Source organism: Streptomyces sp. NBC_00425, from assembly GCF_036030735.1.
In the GTDB taxonomy this organism is placed as follows: Bacteria; Actinomycetota; Actinomycetes; order Streptomycetales; family Streptomycetaceae; genus Streptomyces.
Genome location: NZ_CP107928.1, coordinates 9,351,880 through 9,369,606, shown reverse-complemented (window position 1 = coordinate 9,369,606; position 17,727 = coordinate 9,351,880). Strand labels below are relative to the sequence as shown.

Here is a 17,727-nt window from a genome sequence, read left to right as displayed (position 1 = left end):
GCACGATGCAGAAGGGCGGACGGGTCGACGGCGCGTTCCCTGTGCGCGACGCATGTCACTGTGATGACGGCAGGCTCGGGCACACGAGTGTGCTGATAGGTGTGGCGCCCCGGCGGGTTCCCTCCCTACGCTCGGCCGACGGGAAGCCCTCGTGGTCAACTCACCCTCCGACCCAGCAAGTTGTCCGGTATATCAGACGCCGTTCGCAAGATCGGGCAGACCTTAAGTCCGGCAAACAAGGGGCGTCAATACATCCCGCATGCACGATTACGCGAACTTGAAGACCACGAGGCCGACTGTCCGCCCGGTCGGACATGACGCGCGAGAGCAACCCTTCCCATCCCCTGATTCGGAACGGGGCCTACCTTCATATCGGTAGTTGCACTATGTTCCCGTCCGAAACGCCGCCGAGACATGTGATGTCTGGCGGGCTTCGTACCAGGGAATGGGTTCATGGACTTCACCAGACGACAGCTCGGCCGGCTCGCCGCGGTCGGCGCCGGGGCCCTCGTGTTACCCGGCCTGCTGCCATCGAGCAGGGCGGCGGCGGCCACACCCCCGGCCGGCACGTGGGGCGACCAGGGCGACGGCAGCTACGTCAACCCCGTCCTCCCGGGCGACTTCAGCGACTGGGACTGCATCCGGGTCGGCGCCGACTACTACGGCATCACCAGCACGTTCGGTTACTCGCCCGGCATGGCCGTCCTGCACTCCAAGGACCTGGTCAACTGGCGGACGCTCGGCGGCGTGGTCGACGACGTCACCCGCATCGGACCGCTGCTGAACTGGGACCGGATGAACCGCTTCGGCCGCGGCGTGTGGGCCGGGTCGATCCGTTTCCACTCAGGCCGGTACTGGGTGTACTTCAACACCCCCGACGAGGGCTTCTTCATGTCGTCCGCCCCGTCGCCGGCCGGGCCGTGGGAGCCGTTGACGGCGGTGTGGCGGACCTCCGGCTGGGACGACCCATGCCCGTTCTGGGACGACGACGGCCAGGGCTACCTGGTCACCACGCACTACTCGGACGGCTACAAGATCCACCTGTTCAAGCTGTCCGAGGACGGGAAGTCGCTGGTCGGCCCGTCCACGGTCATCCACCAGTCCCCGGGCAGCGAGGCCAACAAGCTCTACAAGATCAACGGCGTCTATTACCACCTGTTCAGCGAGGTGAAGCCGGAGGGCCGGGTGCTCATGATGAACCGCGGCTCCAGCCTCTACGGCCCGTTCGAGACACGGCAGTTGGCGCACGTCAACACCCCGGTGGACCGCGACCCCAACCAGGGCGGGCTGGTGCAGGCCCCGGACGGCAACTGGTACTTCGTGACTCATCACGGCCACGGCGACTGGGAGGGGCGACCACTGTCGCTGCTGCCCGTGACCTGGGTGGACGGCTGGCCGATCCTGGGCTCGGTGGGCGCGGACGGCATAGGCAACATGGCGTGGACGGGTCAGGTGCCTGTCGGCGGCACGCCCGGCTTGCCGGTCGACGCGCTGCCCCCCGTGGTGACCGGCGACCTGTTCACCGACACCCTCCTCAAACCGCAGTGGGAGTGGTACTACCAGCCGCGCGCGGACCACTGGTCGCTCACCGAACGCCCCGGCTTCCTGCGGCTGAAGGCATTCGCACCGCTGGCGGCCGACAACCTCACCAAGGTGGGCAACACCCTCACCCAACGGGTGCTGCGCACCGCGGGCGGCGCGACGGTGACGGTACGCCTCGAACTGGCCGGCCTCGCCGACGGCCAGCACGCGGGACTGTGCCACTACTCGGGGACCTACGCCGGGCTGGGCGTCCGACGTTCCGGGACCACCACCACGATCGCGCACAATGCCGGCGGCGCCCTGACCTCGGGACCGACGATCACGCAGAACGCCGTGTGGCTGCGCACCTCCTGGAACGTCAACGGAGTGAGCCAGTTCTCCTACAGCCTCGACGGGAACACCTTCACCTCGTTCGGCGGCACCTACCAGCTCACCTGGGGCGGATACCGCGGTGACCGGATCGGCCTCTACACCTACAACCCGAGCGGCACCGGCTACGTCGACGTGGAGTCGGTGCAATACACCGTCGCACCCGCCAGGGTGTACCAGTGCGTCAGCGTGCGCAGCGGCAAGGTCGCCGACGTCGCCGGCGCCTCGAACGCGGACGGCGCCACCGTGCTGCAATGGCGCGACACCGGCAAGCCGAACCAGCAGTGGGCCTTCCAGTCCACAGGGGACGGGTACCACACCGTCTCGTGCGTGAACAGCGGCAAGGTGCTCGACGTCGCGGGGTCCTCGACGGCGGACGGCGCGGCGGTCGTGCAGATGACCGCGGACGGCCGGACGAGCCAGCAGTGGGAGCTGCGCCCGCAGACCGGCGGCGAATTCATGCTGGTCAACCGGAACAGCGGCAAGGTGCTCGACGTCAAGGGGGGCAGTACGGCCGACGGAGCCGCGCTGATCCAGTACCGCGACGTCGGCAGCTCCAACCAGCGATGGACCTTCCGCCGGGTCACCGCCTGACGGGACGGCGGCCCGCGGTGCCTGGAGGTCCGGACGTGGGCGCCTGCCGGGGGCCGCCGGATGCTCGGCCGGGCCGGGAATCGCGCCGGACCGCCAGCGCGCCCGGCCGGCGTCGGACCGCCCCGGCCGCGGCACGCCGTGACCATCCGGGCACCTCGGACGCGTCAGTCGGAGCGCCGCCGAGCGGGGGCCGATCTAGGCTGGAAGCAACCGCTGGAATCCAGCCCTGACGGGCACGGCTGTCCGGACGGAGGCTTGGCGCGTGAAGATGGCCGACAAGCAGGATGCCCCTACAGCCGCTGTCGTGGTGGACCTGGACGGCAAGGTGAGCGGCTGGAGCCAGGGGGGTCGGCTGCTGCTGGGCTGGACAGCGGAGGACACTGTCGGGCGCCCCCTGACCGACCTGCTGGTGGCTCCCCCGCCACCCGGCCTCCTCGACGACCGGGACGCCGGCCCCGACGCCACGGGGTTCATCCCCTTGCGTCACCAGGACGGCTCCACGGTTGACGCCGTGGTGACCGCTCACGCACTGCTCGGCCCCGAGGGGCGGGTGCTGGGCCGCGTGGTGACGATGCAGCGTTGGGGACGCCGCCCGGTGATCGCCGACCGGGCCTTCGAGCAGTCCCCCTTCGCTCTGGGCGTCTACGACCCTGAGCTGCGGTTCCTGTGGATCAACGCCTCCTCGGGCCGGGTGATCGCGCACTCCGAGGAGCAAGTGCTCGGCAGGAAATACCGCGAAGTGCTTCCCGAGTTCGACCGCTCGCTGTTTCCCGAAAGGGACGACAAGCCCTACACCGACGCGCTCGCAGAAGTGGCGAGGACGGGCGAGGCCACGCGTCTCATCACCGTTTTCCGCCCCCTGGGCAGTCACTACGCCAATGCCTGGGCGACCAGCATCTGGCCCGTCCGGGATACCGAGGGCAGGGTCCGCGCGGTCGCCAACTGGGGATTCGACATGAGCGCCGAGTACTGGGCCCGGCAGCGCCTGCTCCTCCTCAACCAGGCCAGCGGTGGGATCGGACGGACACTCGACGTCATCGGCACCGCCCAGGAACTGGCCCGGACCCCGGTGCCGGGATTCGTCGACCTCGTCGACGTGGATCTCTTCGAGGAGGTGCTGCGCGGAGAGGAACCGCCCTCCGCGTCCGCGTTCACCCCCGCCGAGACGATCACGCTCAGCCGTGCCGGCCGGCACAGCGCGAAGGACGACGCCGAGCGGGCTCCCGGGCCGACGACACGCGTCATGCACGCTCCCGGTTCCGTGGCCGCCCGCTGCATGGCCACCGGCAGGTCCACGGTCGAGCTGGCGGTCGAGCCCGGCGAGGGCGGCGAGTGGGCCTTCGGGCCTGGGCTCGCCGCGGACCCGGCCCACTGGCCGCCGGGCAATCCGGTGATCGACGAGTCCATCGCCGCGGACGGCCTGACCGGCCGGATCACCGTGCCGCTCCGGGCGCGCGGCGCGCTGCTCGGCGTCGTCGCCTTCTCCCGGCTCGACCGACCCGAGGCCTTCACCGCCGACGACCTGATCCTCGCCGAAGAGCTGACCGCCAAGGCCGCCGTCGCCATCGACAACGCCCGCCGGTACTCGCGCGAGCGCACGACCGCGTTGACCCTGCAACGCAGCCTGCTGCCACAGGGGTTGCCGAACCAGGAGGCGGTCGAGGTGGCCTCCCGCTACCTGCCCGGCGGTACCGGCACGGAAGTCGGCGGCGACTGGTTCGACGTCATTCCGCTGTCCGGCGCACGGGTCGCCCTGGTCGTCGGCGACGTCGTGGGCCACGGTCTGCACGCCTCGGCCAGCATGGGCCGGCTGCGCACGGCGGTCCGCACCCTCGCCGACGTCGACCTGCCACCGGACGAGCTGCTGACCCATCTCGACGACCTGGTCCTCCACCTCGCCAGCGACCTCCGGCCCGACAGTCACTTCCAGCCCACGGGCGAGTCGGGCGCCACCTGCCTGTACACCGTCTACGACCCCGTTTCCCGGCGCCTCACGCTGGCGAGCGCCGGCCATCCCCTGCCGCTGATCATCTCCCCTGACGGCACCAGGACCCCGGTGCCCGCCCATCCCGGACCGCCGCTCGGCATCGGCGGGCTGCCTTTCGAGGCCGCCGAGTTCGAACTGCCGGAGGGCAGCCTGCTCGCCCTCTACACCGATGGACTGCTGGAGTGCCGCGAACGCGACGTCGACCAGCGAATCACCGAACTGCAGCGCGCCCTGAACCACACGGCAACCTCCCTGGATGCTCTGTGCGACACGGTGATCGACGCCATGCTTCCCGACCGCCGCACCGACGACGCGGCTCTGCTGCTCGCTCGCACGCACGTGCTGGCTCCCCGACACGTCGCCGACTGGGACGTCGAGCCGGACACCGAACAGGTGCCGCGCGCCAGGAAGTTCGCCGTCGACCAGGTGGATGCCTGGGGCCTGGAGGAGGCTGCGTTCGTCACCGAACTGGTCGTCAGCGAGCTGGTCACCAACGCCATCAGATACGGCGAGCCGCCGATCCGGCTACGGCTGATTCGCGACACTTCCCTGATCTGCGAGGTGTCCGACGCCAGCAACACCGCTCCGCACCTGCGCCGGGCCCGGGCGTTCGACGAGGGCGGCCGGGGCCTGCTGCTCGTCGCCCAGCTCACCCAGGGGTGGGGCACCCGGCACACCAGCAACGGCAAGACGATCTGGTGCGCGCAGACCCTCCCCGAGCATGAGCCGCACTGAGATCCGAGCCCGGGCGGGGCACGGAGTTCCTTCCGAGGACGGGACCGTGTCACCGCATGTCCGGCATGACGAACGTGTGTCGATATACGGAGAAGATCGCCTGAACTTAAAGGGCGCCCGGTGCGCAAGTCACCCCGGTCGCCACGGCATTCTCGAAAGCCGGGGCCGGCGCGGACCGTGCCGGAACGGAACCCGTCGGAAACATTGACGGAACCCTGACCCAATCCTATCTTTTGGTCGAACTGCCGCACATCGTTCGTCATCTCGAACAATACGTTCTTCAGCGCGGCGGTCGGCCCAAGCGGACAGGCCGAAGTCCGGAGGAAGAGTTGAACAGAACCGTCAGAGCCCTGCTTGCCCTGCTGGGCCCGCTCCTTCTCCTGTTGGGCTTCCCTGGCCTTCAGGGCACCGCCTCCGCCGCCGCCCCGCCGGCCGGGCAGACCACGCGGTACACCATGACCGCGTTCACGAACACCAGCGAGTCGAACCTGTACGTGTACGACTCGCCGGACGCCACCGCGTTCACCTTGCGGAAGGGCCCCGCCTACACCCCGCCGTCCGGTCTGATCCGGGACCCCAGCATCTTCAAGCACACCGACGGCTTCTACTACCTCACGTACACGACCAACTGGACCGGGAACACGATCGGTTTCGCCCGGAGCTCCGACCGGGTGAACTGGACGTTCCTGTACAACCACACGATCCCGATCAGCGGGCTGACCCGCACCTGGGCGCCCGAGTGGTTCATCGACACCGACGGCAGCGTCAACGTCATCGTGACCCTGTCTTCGGCGAGCACCGCCACCCACTTCACCCCCTTCAAGATCACGGCGACCGACTCCGCGCTGACCACGTGGTCCGCGCCCACCCAACTGGCCGGCATCGGGCCGAACAACATCGACACCTTCATCGTCAAGACCGGCTCCACCTACCACGCGTTCACCAAGAACGAGACGACGAAGTACATCGAGTACGCCACCGCCTCCAGCCTCGCCGGCCCCTACACCATCACGAGGACGGGCGACTGGGCCGGATTCGGCAGCTGGGTCGAGGGTCCGGCCCTGGTCCGGCTCGACGACGGCGGCTGGCGCATCTACTACGACGGCTACCGCGCCGGGAAGTACTGGTACAGCGACAGTCACGACAACTTCGCCACCTGGTCCACGCCCACCGAGGTGCCCGCGCTGTCCGGCTTCATTCGCCACGCCACCGTGCTGAAGGAGACGGTAGCCGTCTCCCTGCCCGCCAACACCGCCCAGTCGCTGCGTTCGGTCAACTTCCCCGACCGGTACGCCGTAGTGCGCTCCGACAACCTCGGCTACATCGACCCGGTCAGCTCCTCCAGCAGCGCCAACGTCAAGCAGAGCGCCGCCTTCACCGTCGCGCCCGGCCTCGCCGACGCCAAGTGCTACTCCTTCCGCGACTCCTTTGGCCGCTACATGCGCCACTGGGACTTCCGGATCCGCTTCGACGCGAGCAACGGCACCGACACCTTCGACAAGGACGCCACCTTCTGCGCCCGCACCGGCAGCACCGCCGGCTCCGTCAGCCTGGAGTCGTACAACTACCCCGGCCGCTACATCCGCCACTACAACTACGCGCTGCGCGTGGACGCCTTCCAGGACACCGCCACCTTCCGTGCCGACAGCTCCTTCACCGCGGTCAGCCCCTGGGCCTGACCTGTCCGACCCACCCCTGCAGCGCCGCCGCGGACCCCACCCGCGGCGGCGCGGTCCTTCGCGCCGCCCGGCGGGCATCCAATGTCCGACGGGTCGTCAAGCCAGTTGCGAGCACGGACCATTCGCGCAAGATCAAGGATTTCGTGTCACAAGACTAGACACAAGCGATGATCGTGCCCGTTAATCCATCCCATGTATCAGCAGTGCGGATCGATGGGAGCGAGACCTCTGACGCCTCATCGGCAGAAGACCAGTCCGTAACGTGCCGCATCCGGCCGCCGGACCCATGAGCCGACGCACCGACGACCAAGCTGCCGCTCTCTCTCCTCACTGAAGGGTGCATCATGGCCTCCTCCGTCAGCAGACGGCGCCTCCTGCAAATAGCCGGGGCCGCCGTCGCCGCCTCTGCCACCGGATCCCTCATCGGCGCCTCCCCCGCCCAAGCAGCCATCCCGGCCGCAAGGGCCGACATCGGGGTCTCCGCGTACCCCTTCGAACTCGGCCAGGTCCGGCTCACCGCGAGCCGGTGGCTGGACAACCAGAACCGCACGCAGAACTACCTGCGGTTCATCGACGTCGACCGGCTGCTGTACAACTTCCGCGCCAACCACAAGCTGTCCACCAACGGCGCGGCTGCCAACGGTGGCTGGGACGCGCCGATTTTCGGCTTCCGCACCCACATCCAGGGACACTTCCTCACGGCATGGGCACAGCTGTACGCCGTGACCGGGGACGCCACCTGCCGGGACAAGGCCACCTACATGGTCGCGGAGCTGGCCAAGTGCCAGGCCAACAACAGCGCCGCCGGTTTCAACCCCGGGTACCTCTCCGGCTACCCCGAGTCCAACTTCACTGCTCTCGAGCAGGGAACCAGTGGCGAGGTGCTGTACTACACGATCCACAAGACCCTCGCCGGCCTGCTGGACGTATGGCGCCACATCGGCAGCACACAGGCCCGGGACGTGCTGCTCGCCCTGGCCGGATGGGTCGACTTCCGCACCGGCCGGCTGACCAGCCAGCAGATGCAGACCATGCTGCGCATCGAGTTCGGCGGCATGAACACCGTGCTGACCGATCTCTACCAGCAGACAGGCGACGCGCGGTGGCTCACCGTCGCCCAACGGTTCGACCACGCCGCGGTGTTCGATCCGCTGGCGTCCAACCAGGACAAGCTCGACGGACTGCACGCCAACACCCAGGTACCCAAGTGGATCGGGGCCGCCCGGGAGTACAAGGCCACCGGCACCACCCGCTACCGGGACATCGCCACCAACGCCTGGAACTTCACCGTCAACGCGCACTCCTACGCCATCGGCGGCAACAGCCAGGCGGAGCACTTCCGCGCCCCGAACGCCCTCGCCGGCTACCTGGTCAAGGACACCTGCGAAAGCTGCAACACCGTCAACATGCTCACCCTCACCCGGGAACTGTTCGCGCTGGACCCGAACCGGACCGCGCTGTTCGACTACTACGAGCGGGCCTGGCTGAACCAGATGATCGGCCAGCAGAACCCGGCCGACGACCACGGTCACGTCACCTACTTCACCCCGCTCAACCCGGGGGGCCGACGCGGTGTGGGCCCGGCGTTGGGCGGCGGCACCTGGAGCACCGACTACGGCACCTTCTGGTGCTGCCAGGGCACGGGCCTGGAGATCCACACCAGGCTGATGGACTCGATCTACTTCCACAGTGACGACACGCTGATCGTGAACATGTTCGTGCCCTCGGTGCTCAACTGGTCGGAGCGCGGGATCACGGTCACCCAGACCACGTCGTACCCCGTCAGCGACACCACGACCCTGCAGGTCACCGGCAGCGTCGGCGGAACCTGGGCGATGCGCATCCGTATCCCGAGCTGGACCACCGGGGCCACCGTCAGCGTCAACGGCGTCGCTCAGAACATCGCCAGAGATCCCGGCAGTTACGCCACCCTGACCCGCTCCTGGACCTCCGGCGACACGGTCACCGTTCGCCTGCCCATGCGGGTCGTCATGCGAGCGGCCAACGACAACGAGAACGTCTCCGCAATCACCTACGGCCCGGTGGTCCTGTCAGGCAACTACGGTGACTCCACGCTCAGCTCCCTGCCGACACTGGACACCTCGTCCATCACACGGACCAGCAGCAGTTCACTCGCCTTCACCGCCACCGCCAGCGGCAGCACCGTCAACCTGGGCCCGTTCTACGACGCGCACGGCCACAACTACACCGTCTACTGGAACGTCGGCGGCACCTTCCGTCTCGCCAACGCGGCCAGCGGTCTCCTGCTGGGCATCCAGAACATGTCCACGGCAGACGGCGGCCGCGCTCTCCAGTGGTCGGACAACGGCACCGCCGACCACGACTGGTACATGATCACCGACGGAAGCGCGGTGCGCTTCCGCAACGTCAACAGCGGCAAGGTGCTCGGCGTCCTGAACATGTCCACGGCCGACGGCGCGACCGTCCTGCAGTGGTCGGACAACGGCACCGCCGACCACCGATGGACGCTGCTCGACCAGGGCGACGGGACCTACAAGATCCGTAACGTGAACAGCGGCAAGCTGCTCGCCATCGCGAACAGCTCCACCGCGGTCGGAGCGTTCGCCGTCCAGGACTCGGACGACGGCACCGCCGACAACCGCTGGCGCATCGTGCGGAACTGAGGTCCGCCTCCCAGCGGACCCTGATCGCACACCGCCCTTCACGCTGCTCGACGCTTCGACCCTCGTTCGATATGGCGAACATCAGGATCGAGTGCCGCGCATCAACAGTCCGGCCGGCCTCTGACGGGCCGGCCGGAGTCGCCCACTCGAAGAAAGCAGGCCCCCATGCACAGACGTGGATTCAGCCGCAGGCAGCTGTCCGTGGCGCTCGCGGCCCTGGTCGCCTCGGCGGCGACGCTCGTCGTCAACCCGGCTCATGCTGCCAGCAGTGGCGCCGTGCGCGGTACGGGCTCCGGACGGTGTCTCGACGTTCCGGGCGCCAGCCAGACCGACGGCACGAGTCTGCAGATCTGGGACTGCTGGAACGGTACCAACCAGCAGTGGACGGCGACGGACAGCAACCAGCTGACCGTGTACGGCAACAAGTGCCTGGATGCTCCGGGCCACGCCACCACGCCCGGTACCAAGCCGGTGATCTGGAGCTGTACCGGCGGTGCGAACCAGCAGTGGCGGGTGAACTCCGACGGCACGATCGTCGGCGTGGAATCCGGGCTGTGCCTGGCCACCACGGGATCCGGCACGGCCAACGGCACGGCGATCGAGATCGCGACGTGCAACGGCGGCAGCAACCAGAAGTGGACCGGCCTGGCATCGACCGGCACCACGTGCTCCCTGCCGTCGACGTACCGGTGGACCTCGACGGGCGCCCTGGCGCAGCCCTCGAACGGATGGTCCTCGCTGAAGGACTTCACCACCGTGACGTACAACGGCAAGCACCTGGTGTACGGGACGAACTATTCGACGGCCACCGGGAAGTGGGGCTCGATGGCGTTCGCCCCCTTCACGAACTGGCCGGACATGGCATCGGCCCCCCAGACCGGCATGAACGAGAACGCGGTGGCGCCCTCGCTGTTCTACTTCGCCCCGAAGAAGATCTGGGTGCTGGCCTACCAGTGGGGCGCGTGGCCCTTCATCTACCGCACCTCCAGCGACCCCACCAATGCCAACGGCTGGTCCGCGCCGCAGCCGCTGTTCACCGGGACCCTTCCCCGCACCGAGTCCGGCACCGGCCCGATCGACCAGACCCTGATCGCCGACGACCAGAACATGTACCTGTTCTTCGCCGGTGACAACGGCAAGATCTACAAGGCGACGATGCCGATCGGGAACTTCCCGGGCAACTTCGGCTCCTCGTTCACCACGGTCATGAGCGACACGGCCAACAACCTCTTCGAGGCGCCCCAGGTCTACAAGGTCAAGGACCAGAACCAGTACCTCATGATCGTCGAAGCGAAGACGTCCGGCAACGTGCGCTACTTCCGCTCGTTCACCGCCTCCAGCCTCAACGGTTCATGGACTCCGCAGGCCACCAGCGAGAGCAGCCCCTTCGCGGGCAAGGCCAACAGCGGCGCCACCTGGACCAACGACATCAGCCACGGCGACCTGGTCCGTAACAACCCCGACCAGACCATGACCATCGATCCCTGCAACCTGCAGTTCCTCTACCAGGGCCAGGCCCCCAACCCGCCGCAGGGCACCCCCTACGAGCAGCTGCCCTACCGGCCCGGCGTGCTCACTCTGCAGCGCTGACCGGCACACCCGTGATCACCGGCTGGTGACCGTGCCGGCGGGGCGCGCGAACGAGCGGCCGCCGCCCGGCCCGGGGAAGGCAGGACCTTCCTGTCTTCCCCGCGGTGGAGCACTTCTCACCCACCCTCGAGGCCGGCGCGGTCGGCGCCGGGGCGGGGCCGCAGGCTGTCGTGCCTGCGGCCCCGCCCCGGCGTTGCGGTCAGGACGGGTCGCCGTACTGGAGTCCGCGTCCGTTGGTCCGGAAGCCGCCCTGGTCGCCCATGGTGATCGACAAATTCTTTTGATCACGTGTCTACGCCCAGGGCAGGATCGGAGTGCTCAGGCGACGACGGGGCGGTCGGCGACGGCCGTACGCCGTCGGCCGCCGCGCATTCCAGCGCCTTGACGTGCCGACCTGTGCGGCAGTGCCGCACGGACCGTTCGTCGCAGGCGCCGTGGACGGTCATCGCTGTGCCGCTCCCGATGTGCCGGCCTCGACCGCGGCCGCCCACGCCCTCAGCCCCTCGTCCACCTCGCTCTCGTCGATGACGAGCGCCGGGATCATGCGGACGACCTGGTTCCAGGCGCCGCACAGCAGCAGGAGCAGGCCCTCGTCGACGGCGGCGCGCTGGACGCGGGCTGCGGTCTCGGGGTCGGGGCCGCCGTCCTCGGTGACGAACTCGGTGGCGAGCATGAGACCGAGGCCGCGCACGTCGCCGATGCCGGGCGTCCGGTCGGCCACCGCATCCAGGCCGTGCCGCAGCCGCTTGCCCATCGCTTCGGCGTTCTCGACGAGCTTCTCGTCGCGTACGACGTCGAGGGTGGCGCAGGCCGCGGCGCAGGCGACGGCGTTCGCGCCGTACGTCCCGCCCTGCGAGCCGGGCCACGCCTTGGTCATCAGCTCCTCGGGGGCGGCGATGCCCGACAGCGGGAAACCGCTGGCCAGGCCCTTGGCGGTGACGAGGATGTCGGGTGTGACGCCGAAGTGGTCGTGGCCCCAGAAGCGGCCGGTGCGGCCGACGCCGGTCTGCACCTCGTCGGCGATCAGCAGGAAGCCGTGCCGGTCCGCCCGCTCCCGCAGCCCCTCCATGAACGCGCGGTTCGCCGGCACGTAGCCGCCCTCGCCCAGCACCGGCTCGACGATGATCGCGGCCGTGTCGGCGGGCGAGGAGATCGTCTGGAGCGTGTAGTCCAGCTCCTTCAGGGCGAAGCGGGTGGCCGTCTCCTCGTCCCAGCCGTAGCGATGGGCCGACGGGAAGGGAGTGACGACGACACCGCTCATCAGTGGTGAGAAGCCCGAGCGGAAGCGGGTGCCGGAGGTGGTCATGGAGGCGGCGGCGACGGTACGGCCGTGGAAGCCGCCGTGGCAGACGATCACGTTCGGGCGGCCGGTGGCCTGGCGGGCGAGCCTGAGCGCGGCCTCGACGGCCTCGCTGCCGGAGTTGGTGAAGAACAGGCTGTCCAGACCGGCCGGCAGCACCTCGCCGAGCTTGCCGACCAGCCGGCGCAGCGGCTCGTGCATGACCGTCGTGTACTGACCGTGGATCAGGGTGCCCACCTGCTCCTGAGCCGCCGCGACCACCTTGGGGTGGCAGTGCCCGGTGCTGGTGACGCCGATGCCGGCGGTGAAGTCGAGGTATCGGCGGCCGTCCGCGCCGTGGAGATGGACACCCTCGCCACGGGTTGCCACCACGGGCGTGGCCTGGCGAAGGTGCGGCGACAGTGCGGTCATGTTCGTCTCCCGGCCTGGGTGTTCGGTTGCGGTGTGGGGCCGCCGCCTGCGGTCTGGTGTCTGCCGTCCGGGTCCGCGCCCTGCGGGGGCTGCGGTCAGCGGTCAGCGGCTTCGAGCATGTCCGCAGGCCGGAGGTGCGCCAACCCCCGATCTGTCCGTCCGGGCCGCGGCATCCGGACGATGTGTCAGCCTCCCCGGGGTTGCGTCCGCCGGGCGCCCCCACTCACGGACAGCTCTTGCGCCGGTCAGCGGCGCTTGTCACAGTGGCCGGGCACTCCCCGAACACCTCCCGGGCGCCGGCCGTGCCCGGCAGGGACCCCATGGAGAACACAGTGAACGACAACCACCCGGCCGGCCATGGGCCCACTCGTCCGCTCACCGTGGCCGACGTTTTGGCCCTTCCGGTCCTGGCCGCGGGACAGCCCAGGGTCGTGACCGGGGCGTCTCAGCTGGACCGACCGGTCGGATGGGTCCACATCACCGAACTCACCGACCCGGCGTCCTTCCTCAAGGGCGGCGAACTCGTCCTCACGACCGGGATGCCGCTCCCGGAAGACGCGACCGGCGTGCGCCGGTACGTCGACGAACTCGCCGACGTCGGGGCCGCGGCGCTGGTCATCGAACTCGTACGCCGCTACCACCGCCCGCCGGATGCGCTCGTCGACGCCTGCCGCGGGCGCGGCCTTCCCCTCGTCACCCTCGCCGAGGACGTCAACTTCCTCGAGGTGACCCAGGTCGTGCACGCCCTGCTGCTCGGCAACCAGACCGACGCCATGCGCCGCACCCAACGCATCCACGAGGCGTTCACCGCCCTGACCCTGCGTGGCGCCGGCCCGGAGGACGTGGTGCGCGCGGCGGCGGAGACGAGCTGCCGCACGGTCGTGCTGGAGAACCTGGCGCACCAAGCGCTGATCTGCGAAGCGTCCGGGCTCACCGTCGAGGAGGCACTCACCGACTGGGAACAGCGCTCCAGGGCGACCGGGCCCGGCGACCACACGGCGATACGCGGCCCGGAGGGCTGGCTCACCGCCTCGGTCGAGTACCGGGGCGAACGCTGGGGACGCGTGGCCATGCTCCCCGCGCGCACCGAAGGACCGGCGTTCGGCCCGGAGGACGTCACCGTACTGGAGCGGGCCGCGATGGCACTGACCGTGGCACGCCTCATCCACCCCACCCCGTGGGAACGCACCGCGCACCGCAACGCCCTCCTCGACCTCGTGGAACAGCGCCACCGCTCGGCCCAGGACGCCCGCGCCCGCTGCGCCGCACTGGGCCTGCCGGCCGACCGGGGCCGCTTCGTCGCCGTCATGGTGGACCTGGGCGCGCGGGCGGTGGTGGGGGCAGGAGGAACCGAGACCGAGTCCCGGCTGATGCGGGAGCTGAGCACGGTGGGCGTACCGGCTCTGGTCGGCGAACTGGCCCCCGAACGTCTCGGCGTCCTGCTGGGGCTGCGCGCCTCCCAGCCGTGGCGTTCCGTCGTCGAGCGCCTGTCGGGCACGGTGCTGGCTCTGGTCCCGGAGGCCGTCGTGAGCGTCGGCTGCGAGGTCGCGGACCTCACCGACACCGCCCGCTCGTTCCGGGCCGCGGCCCGCGTCGCCGAGGCCACCCCGCCCGGCCAGCGCCTCCCCCCGGATCGCTCCTTCCACGAGCTGTCCGACATCGGGCTGCGCCGACTGCTGTACGCCCTGCGCGAGGACCCCCGGGTCCAGGAGTACGCCGAAAGGCAGCTCCGACGCCTCGTCGAGCACGACATCCAGCACGGCACCGACCTGCTGACGACCCTGCGCCACTACCTCGAGGCGGCCGGCAACAAGACGACCGCCGCCCGCCGGGGCGGCCTCTCCCGCGAGACCATGTACCAGCGCCTGCGCACCGTCGAGCGTCTCCTCGCCACCGACCTCGAAGCAGGCGACCAGCGCACCGAGCTCCACGTGGCTCTCACGGCACTCGACGTGCTGCGCGCCGGCTGACGCGGGATCCTGGTGCGGCTGAGGGCGGGGACACTCCGCCGGCCCCGGACCGCACACCCTGCGTCTCGCTGGTGTCCCGTTGGTGTTCCGTTGGACGATGATCCACCGGAGGACCTCAAAACAAGCGTGCGCAGGCGGCGTTGGGGGGAGAATGGCCGCCATGACGTACGAAGGCTCCTCCATCGACCCGGCCAAGCCCAGCATCGCCCGCGTCTACGACTACCTGCTCGGCGGCAAGGACAACTACGCCGTGGACCGTGAGATCGGCGACGTGTTCAAGCGCGACCTGCCCGGTTCGGTCGCCATCGCCTTCGCCAACCGCGCGGCCCTGACCCGGGCGGTCAGGGAGATCGCCAAGACCACCGGCATCCGGCAGTTCATCGACCTGGGCAGTGGCCTGCCGACCGCGGACAACGTCCACCAGGTCGCGCAACGGCACGCCCCCGAGTCCCGGGTCGTCTACGTCGACACCGACCTCCAAGTACTGGTCCACGGCCGGGCTTTGCTGGAGAACAACGACCGGACCCGCGTCGTCGCGGTCGATGTGCGCAATCCCGAGGGCATCCGCACCCACCCCGACACGCTCGAGCTGATCGACTTCACTCGTCCCGTCGCCATCATCCTCAGCGCCATCCTCCACCACGTCAACGATGACGAGGACCCGGCCGGCATCGTCCGGTACTGGCGCGAACACGTCCCCTCCGGAAGCTACTTCTTCATCAGCCACTTCCGCTCCGGCAACAACCCGGAGACCGCGGAGGCCGAGAGGGTCCTCCAGCAGACGTTCGGCCGCGGACGGTGGCGCACGGACGCGGAGATCGCCTCCCTGCTGGACGGTTTGGAGATCCTCGACCCCGGCATCGTCCCCGCGTCCCTGTGGCGTCCCGACGAGACCGAGAACCCGTGGTCCAGAGCCGGAAAACGAGAACTCACCGTCTGGGAACACCTCATCGCCGCCGGACTGGCTCGGAAGGCATAGACGCGCGCCCCGGGCGAAGCCGGGCGACGAGAGGTTGCGGCACCGCAAGCTGGTGCGAGCGGCTGCAGCAGAGAGATCAACTACCGGCCATTGCACATGATTTCACGCGCCATTCAATCGAATATTCAACTGGCGAATATTCAACTGGTCCCGTGGGGCCGCCCGTGTCGAATTCTTCTCGGCTGTTCATTAGCATGGTCTGTATGAATGCGACACCGGAGTTCTATGTGGTAAGGGAGGGCGACACGCTCTCCGAAATCGCGGCCATGTTCCATGTGACACTGGCCCAGGTCAAGAAGTGGAACCCTCAGATCAAAAACGTGAACCTGATTCACCCGGGTCAGCGGGTCCGCGTGACGGAGCCGACCGCGGTGCCGGTCCACGATGACGAGCCCTTCCCGGGCAAGGACTTCTTCCAGTCGTCCGTGAGCAGCCCGATCATCGAGGTCATGGGCTGGCGCCTCATCGACGAGGGCTGCTCAGAGTATCCCGACGAACCCGACCTCCAGTGGAGCGAAGCCGATCGGAGATCCTACGCCAGGTGGCAGAGAAAACTCGGCTTCGTCGGCAGCGACGCAGACGGCATTCCGGGGCGTACTTCGTGGGAGAAACTCCATGTACCCGCTCTCCACATGAGCGAATAGCCCGCCCGGAACCCTGGCGAAGGAGGGTCGGCAATGGGCGACACCCTGACGGCCGAGGAAATAACCGCGGCCGATGCCCCACGGCCCTCCCTCGAATCGCCTGTCGGGCCGCCTCGGTCGCGTTGGCGAGCGCTGGCGAGAGCGCGACTGGCCTGTCTCGAGGTTCAGTTGAGACGTGAGGAGACCAGGCGGCCGAAAGACGACTGTCGCAAGGCTTACCTCGCCGGGGTGGAGGACCATCTCGAAAGGGCGCGTCGCGCGGCCGACGAGGACTTCGGGTGGCGCCGTCCCTGGTCCGGTTCGATCGCCCGAGAGGGCGTCTGGTCGAATCTGCGCGGCGCCGACGTCCTGCTGCTCCGACTGGTGCCCGACGCGGAGGCCGTCGGCCGCGCGAGCGAGGTCATGGCGCTGGTCGAACGGCATCTGAACAGGAACGACCCGCGGCGTGTCAGGCTCGCCCAACGGATCCGGTACATCGCCTCCGGGAGGCTGACACCGGAGGACCGCGAACTGCTGGCCCGGTCACTCGACAGCGCGTACGGCAACCTCGACGCCGAGCTGGCCCGGGTCCGCAGCCTGCGCAACATGCTCTGGACAGCGACTGTCCTCGTCTTCATCGGCGTGGCGGGTCTGGCTCTTTACGGTGCATTGGCCCCCCGCTCGCTCAGCCTGTGTTTCGCACCGAAGGCGAGCGCCGGTGACCCGAACCAGATGCACGTCGTATGTCCCAGCGCGGAGTACCACGACCTGACGGCGAACACCGTTCCCAGCGACCTCGCGCGGTCGCAGGACATCCTGACGGTCGAGATTGCCGGCCTGCTCGGAGCGGCGCTCACGGTCATCGCCTCACTGCGCCGTATCCGGGGCACCAGTGCGCCCTACATGCTTCCTCTGGCGTCGGCGGCGCTGAAGATCCCTACCGGGGCCCTGTCCGCGTTCCTCGGGGTGTTGCTGATCAGGGGCGCCTTCGTCCCCGGGCTCAGCGACCTGGACAGCCGGGCGCAGGTTCTCGCCTGGGCAGCGGTCTTCGGCGCCGCACAACATCTCGTGACGCGTCTCGTGGACGACCGGGCCCAGATGACGCTGTCGGAGGTGGGCGGACCGCCCGGCGCGACGGCCCATCAGGAGAACGCCCCCATCAGGAATGACGCCGGGCCGGAGGGCGACCGGCCTACCGGGCAACCGACTGCCATGGAACGGGCCATGACCGGAGCCCCGGATGTACCGGACGAGAACGCGGACCACAGCTCGGCGGAGGAGACGACGGTGACCTGACCCGGAG

Annotated in this window: 10 protein-coding genes; 9 read left to right on the top strand and 1 reads right to left on the bottom strand. The window is 69.1% G+C overall.

The window, feature by feature from the left end; all coding sequences use genetic code 11:
• Nucleotides 1-453 precede the first annotated feature (453 nt).
• From OHS82_RS41435 to OHS82_RS41415, 5 genes are all read left to right on the top strand, one after another.
• Nucleotides 454-2,505 (top strand): family 43 glycosylhydrolase, encoded by a 2,052-nt coding sequence (locus OHS82_RS41435; RefSeq protein WP_328435796.1) that lies wholly within the window; start codon nucleotides 454-456, stop codon nucleotides 2,503-2,505.
• 268 nt (nucleotides 2,506-2,773) lie between these two features.
• Nucleotides 2,774-5,227 (top strand): SpoIIE family protein phosphatase, encoded by a 2,454-nt coding sequence (locus OHS82_RS41430; RefSeq protein WP_328436171.1) that lies wholly within the window; start codon nucleotides 2,774-2,776, stop codon nucleotides 5,225-5,227.
• 329 nt (nucleotides 5,228-5,556) lie between these two features.
• Nucleotides 5,557-6,906 (top strand): glycoside hydrolase family 43 protein, encoded by a 1,350-nt coding sequence (locus tag OHS82_RS41425; protein WP_328435794.1) that lies wholly within the window; start codon nucleotides 5,557-5,559, stop codon nucleotides 6,904-6,906.
• Between the two features lie 344 nt (nucleotides 6,907-7,250).
• Nucleotides 7,251-9,551: a beta-L-arabinofuranosidase domain-containing protein gene (locus tag OHS82_RS41420; RefSeq protein WP_328435792.1), complete on the top strand. Its 2,301-nt coding sequence runs from the start codon at nucleotides 7,251-7,253 to the stop codon at nucleotides 9,549-9,551.
• A gap of 165 nt (nucleotides 9,552-9,716) precedes the next feature.
• On the top strand, nucleotides 9,717-11,141 hold the full coding sequence (locus tag OHS82_RS41415) for a non-reducing end alpha-L-arabinofuranosidase family hydrolase (protein ID WP_328435791.1): 1,425 nt from the start codon (nucleotides 9,717-9,719) through the stop codon (nucleotides 11,139-11,141).
• 442 nt (nucleotides 11,142-11,583) lie between these two features.
• On the opposite strand, the gene OHS82_RS41410 is transcribed toward OHS82_RS41415, so the two are convergent.
• Nucleotides 11,584-12,852, bottom strand: a complete 1,269-nt coding sequence (locus OHS82_RS41410) for an aspartate aminotransferase family protein (RefSeq protein WP_057577263.1) — start codon at nucleotides 12,850-12,852, stop codon at nucleotides 11,584-11,586.
• 320 nt (nucleotides 12,853-13,172) lie between these two features.
• Between OHS82_RS41410 and OHS82_RS41405 the strand changes: the two genes are divergently transcribed.
• The 4 genes from OHS82_RS41405 (at nucleotide 13,173) to OHS82_RS41390 (ending at nucleotide 17,720) form a co-directional block, all read left to right on the top strand.
• The gene (locus OHS82_RS41405) at nucleotides 13,173-14,822 is read left to right on the top strand and encodes a PucR family transcriptional regulator (protein ID WP_328435789.1); all 1,650 of its coding nucleotides are present in this window, start codon (nucleotides 13,173-13,175) and stop codon (nucleotides 14,820-14,822) included.
• 160 nt (nucleotides 14,823-14,982) lie between these two features.
• Nucleotides 14,983-15,801 carry an SAM-dependent methyltransferase gene (locus OHS82_RS41400; protein WP_057577388.1) on the top strand — a complete coding sequence of 273 codons (819 nt, stop codon included), beginning with the start codon at nucleotides 14,983-14,985 and terminating at the stop codon, nucleotides 15,799-15,801.
• A 203-nt stretch (nucleotides 15,802-16,004) separates the two neighbouring features.
• On the top strand, nucleotides 16,005-16,445 hold the full coding sequence (locus OHS82_RS41395; RefSeq protein ID WP_328435788.1) for a peptidoglycan-binding protein: 441 nt from the start codon (nucleotides 16,005-16,007) through the stop codon (nucleotides 16,443-16,445).
• A 228-nt stretch (nucleotides 16,446-16,673) separates the two neighbouring features.
• Nucleotides 16,674-17,720 (top strand): hypothetical protein, encoded by a 1,047-nt coding sequence (locus tag OHS82_RS41390; RefSeq protein ID WP_199863731.1) that lies wholly within the window; start codon nucleotides 16,674-16,676, stop codon nucleotides 17,718-17,720.
• Nucleotides 17,721-17,727: the final 7 nt, after the last annotated feature.